Here is a 656-nt window from a genome sequence, read left to right as displayed (position 1 = left end):
GCCACAAACCCCGTGATTGTCGGCTGGTATCGGCACGAACACCCCAGCACGGCAGTAAGGATACCCGACGGATACGAGCCAGAACCGGCACTGCGCTGGAGTGTTTCAGTCGGGCTTCGCCGAGCGGACGATGCGCTGCTTGCAGCCGTGGATGCTGCGGTGTCACGAGTGGTCGAGCAGCGGATACCAGCGCAGATCTACGCGAAGTATGGCATTACCTATCTGCCCCGTTCCGGCGCAGGTCTCCAGTAAGGATACAAAGCCTGGTGCGACTGACACTATGACCACTGCTCCATCCTCACGGTGCAAGCAAGGCTAGATGCCTTGATGTTAAGGCGTCTGCTCACGGACAGGAAGCCGCACTATGCTACTGAACAGTTCTTCCGCTTATGTGTTGGTTTTTGGACGCCGGCAACAAGGAGGCTCGGCACGCTCAACTGACCGGCGTCCAAAAAGCGCCAAGGCACGAAGTCGCGGGAAGTTGGGCACCGATAGTGCGGCGAGCGCTATGGGGATTTAATGTTGGTGCCGATGTCGATGACGTGGGTGATGTTAGCCTGATGCCAGCTGGATATCTGCGCGCACGCGAGATCGGGCGAGTGCGGGAGGAGCTTCGGCGGTCGCTTGGATCGGATCGAGGGGCGATCCGCACGCTG

At 59.8% G+C, this 656-nt stretch carries 1 pseudogene; it reads left to right on the top strand.

The annotated features are described in order from the left end of the window. Positions 1-252 (top strand): annotated as a pseudogene (locus IVA82_RS40195) (hypothetical protein); the annotation flags it as partial. Positions 253-656: the final 404 nt, after the last annotated feature.

This window comes from Bradyrhizobium sp. 142 (assembly GCF_023074015.1).
Classification (GTDB): Bacteria; Pseudomonadota; Alphaproteobacteria; order Rhizobiales; family Xanthobacteraceae; genus Bradyrhizobium.
This window is presented reverse-complemented; position numbering and strand designations above follow the sequence as displayed.